The organism is Mesorhizobium sp. M2A.F.Ca.ET.037.01.1.1 (assembly GCF_003998075.1).
Taxonomy (GTDB): Bacteria; Pseudomonadota; Alphaproteobacteria; order Rhizobiales; family Rhizobiaceae; genus Mesorhizobium.
The window spans coordinates 1-3,503 of record NZ_RZSA01000734.1 but is presented as its reverse complement, the minus strand read 5'-3'; the positions used below and the strand labels follow the sequence as shown (position 1 = coordinate 3,503).

Annotated in this window: 3 protein-coding genes and 1 pseudogene; all 4 read right to left on the bottom strand. The window is 64.5% G+C overall.

Going from position 1 to position 3,503, the window contains the following annotated elements; genetic code table 11:
- Positions 1-186 (bottom strand): annotated as a pseudogene (locus tag EOA27_RS27950) (branched-chain amino acid ABC transporter permease); the annotation flags it as partial.
- A gap of 2 nt (positions 187-188) precedes the next feature.
- Entirely contained in the window at positions 189-1,085 is an 897-nt protein-coding gene (locus EOA27_RS27945) for a branched-chain amino acid ABC transporter permease (protein WP_189343372.1), read from the bottom strand.
- Positions 1,085-2,008: an ABC transporter ATP-binding protein gene (locus EOA27_RS27940; protein ID WP_126081792.1), complete on the bottom strand. Its 924-nt coding sequence runs from the start codon at positions 2,006-2,008 to the stop codon at positions 1,085-1,087. Before EOA27_RS27940 ends, EOA27_RS27945 begins: the two co-directional genes overlap by 1 nt.
- Positions 2,009-2,122: 114 nt before the next feature.
- On the bottom strand, positions 2,123-3,226 hold the full coding sequence (gene sfnG, locus EOA27_RS27935; protein ID WP_126081791.1) for a dimethylsulfone monooxygenase SfnG: 1,104 nt from the start codon (positions 3,224-3,226) through the stop codon (positions 2,123-2,125).
- Between the last annotated feature and the right edge of the window lie 277 nt (positions 3,227-3,503).

The window sequence follows — 3,503 nt, the reverse complement described above, 5'->3', positions numbered from 1 at the left end:
GCCGGTGAGGATGTTCAGTCCCAGGCCCGCCAGGCTGAGCGCCAGGAAAGGCAGCAGGATCGCCTCGAACAAATACGAACTGCCGATCAGCGGGACGACGACATAGGCGAAGGCGATGAGGAGCAGCGGCGCCAGCCATTTCGGCAGGGCGGCGACCGGAGACAATTGCGTGGCGACGGCGCTCATCGTCAGACCCTTTCGACAAGCTTCTGGCCGAACAGGCCTGATGGGCGGATGAGCAGGAAGACGAGCGCCACGACATAGGCGAACCAGCTTTCTATGCCGCCGCCGAAATAGTCGCCGATATAGACCTCGGCGAGTTTCTCGCTGGCGCCGATCAAAAGCCCGCCGACAATCGCGCCGAGGATGGAATCGAAGCCACCCAGCACCAGCACCGGCAGCGCCTTGAGCACCACCAGCGACAGCGAGAACTGGACGCCGAGACGCGCGCCCCAGAGCAGTCCGGCCACCAGCGCGACGAGACCTGCCGCGGCCCATACGCTCGCCCAAATCAGCGGCAGCCGTAGCCCGACGGCTAGAGCCGCGAACTGGTCGTCGGCGACGGCGCGGAAGCTCAAGCCGATGCGGGTGTAGCGGAAGAACAGCGACAACAAGAGCACCATGACCGCGGCCACCGCGGCGGCGAAGATGTCGAACTGGCTGATCAGCACGCCGCCGACTTCCAGCGGCACGTCCTCGATGCCGAGCTCGAGGCCGTGCACCTGCGTGCCCCAGATGAGCTGGGCGGCGCCTTCGATGATGTAGGAAAGGCCGAGCGTCGCCATGAACAGGGTGATGGGCGGCTTATTGGTGAGCGGCCTCAGCACTGTGCGCTCGATGCCGATGCCGAGCGCCACCATGATGGCGAAGGTGACGGCCAAGGCCAGCGCGAACGGCACGCCGCGCTCGACGAGACTGACGAAGGTCAGCGCCGCGAACAGGAGCAGCGCGCCTTGCGCGAAGTTGAGCACGCCGGACGTCTTGTAGATCAGCACGAAGCCGATCGCGACCAGCGAGTACATGACGCCGGAGAGCAGACCGCCGGTCAGCACTTCGAGGAAGAACTGGTAGTCGAAGTCGCCGATCATATCCCTGCCCCGTCCTCATTGTCGGACGCGACGCCCAGATAGGCGTCGATGACGCGCTGATCATTCCTGACCTCATCCGGCGTGCCGTCAGCGATCTTGCGCCCGTAATCGAGCACGGCGATGCGGTCCGACAGGCCCATGACGACGCCGACATCGTGCTCGATCAGCACGACGGTGGTGGCGAAGCGGTCGCGCGCGGCGCGCACATAGGCCGCCATCTCGCTCTTCTCGCCCGCCGTCATGCCGGCCATGGGTTCGTCGAGCAAAAGCAGCCGCGGTTCGGCGACCAGCGCCCGGGCAAGCTCGGCACGCTTCTGCAGGCCATAAGGCAGCGTGCCGGCCAGCCGGTCGCGAACATCGGTCAGGTGCAGGAATTCGAGAACCTGATCGGCGCGCCCGCGCTGCTCCTGCTGCTCGCGGCGTGCGCGGCCGATGCCGAGGATCTGTCCGGCGAAGTTGGACCTTGTCCTGTAGGCAAGGCCGGACGCGACATTGTCGAGGACGCTGAGCCCCTTGAACAGAGCGAGGTTCTGAAAGGTGCGGGCGACGCCGAGATGTGCCAGCCGGTGCGTCGGGACCTGGGCATAGCGCGCGCCATCGAGACGGACATGGCCGCGATCAGGCCGGTAGACGCCGCTGATGACATTGATCAGCGAGCTCTTGCCGGCGCCGTTCGGGCCGATGATGGCGCGTATCTCGCCGGACCGAACCGACAGATCCACATCCGCCAGCGCCACCACGCCGCCGAAAGACAGGCCTATGCCCTCGAGAGCGAGAAGCGGCGCGGCGTCTTCCGCCGCAGCCTGTCGAGACCTGTCGCCGTGAGCCTGCCGCTGAGCGGGCGGCAGCCCTTGCGCGAAGATCTCCGGCGCATAGACCGAAGCCTCGACCGCCCCGAAGGCATGGTTTGATATCGGCATTCCATCGTCCCCAACTGTAGCGAAGGCACGCACGGTCCCTGCCGCGCGCCCGATCGGGCGTGCGGTTCATGATCGTCGGCTGGCCGGACGAGTTCCGGCCGGCGGCTGGCGTTGTTATTCGGCGGCGAGCGCCGCCGCGGCTTCCGCGTTTTCCAGCTCGCGCACGAGCGGAATGACGTGCTTGCCGAAATACTCGACCTCTTCCTGGAAATGCAGGAAGCCGAGCAGGATGAGATCGGCGCCGGCGCGCTTCAGATCGACGATACGCTCCGCCACCTGTTTCGGTGTGCCGATCAGGTTCGAGCGGAAACCGTCATTGTATTGCACCAGATCGTCGAAGGACGACTTCGCCCAGTTGCCCTCGCCTTCCGGCGAGGCCTTGCCGGCATTCTTGACCTCGTGGCCAAAGGCACTGACAGCCTCCGGATTGGCCTTGGCGATGATCTCGGCCAGCACCGCCTTTGCCTCTTCCTCGGTCTCGCGCACGATGGCGAAAGCGTTGACGCCGACCTTGACCGAGTGGTTGTTGGCTTTGGCCTTTGCCTGGATGTCGTCGACCTGCTTGGCGATCTCGGCGGGCGTGTTGCCATTGGTGAAATACCAGTCCGAGACACGCGAGGCCATGTCGCGGGCCGCGCGCGACGAACCTCCCTGGAAGATCTCCGGCAGCGGCTGCGGCGGCTTCGGCTTCAGCGAATACTGGTTGAAACGGTAGAAGTCGCCGCGGAAGGTGAAGCTGTCCTCGGTCCAGATGCCGCGCAGCGCGCGGATGAATTCTTCCGACCGCCGGTAACGCTCGTCATGGTCGAGCCAATGCTCGCCGATGGCGTGGAATTCGCCGCGGAACCAGCCGGAGACGAGATTGATGGCGACCCGGCCATTGGTGAGATAGCTGATGGTGGCGAGCTGCTTTGCCGCCAGCGCCGGGTTCCACGGCCCGGGCAGGATCGCGGCGATCACCTTCAGCGTCTTGGTGGCCGCGAGCAGGTCGTGGCTGAACGATACCGACTCATGCTGCTCGTCGGCGCCGTAGCCTGCCGTGAAGCGGATCTGGCTGAGCGCATAATCGAAGCCCGCCTGCTCGGCGATCTGCGCCAGCTTGCGGTTGTACTCGGCCGAATGATTGGTCCTCTGCTCGATGTTCGAGATGACAAGGCCACCCGAGACGTTCGGCACCCAATAAGCGAATTTGACTGCATCGCGATCATTCTGCGGCATGGAAGTCTCCCGGTTTGACCTGTCCCAACGATTGATCCGGACATGGCGGATTTCGTCGTCAATTATTAGTCTACTGAGTCTATATACAAAGCAGGATTTTCCGTTTTGACAGCCCTGCCCGGACGGAAATACCAATTCGCTTGCCTGCACCGTCGTGGATTTTCAGCGCCCACTAACGATCGACGACAGGGCGCCGAGCCGGCTTTCGATCTCCGAGGCGACCGCCTGCGCGTGACGCGCCACTTCCGGCAGGCCCATCAGCTCGCCGAAGGTGCCG

Excerpts from the sequence above, each read along its gene's own strand:
- EOA27_RS27940 (WP_126081792.1), bottom strand. The coding sequence starts at position 2,008 with ATGCCGATATCAAACCATGCCTTCGGGGCGGTCGAGGCTTCGGTCTAT.
- sfnG (WP_126081791.1), bottom strand. The coding sequence starts at position 3,226 with ATGCCGCAGAATGATCGCGATGCAGTCAAATTCGCTTATTGGGTGCCG.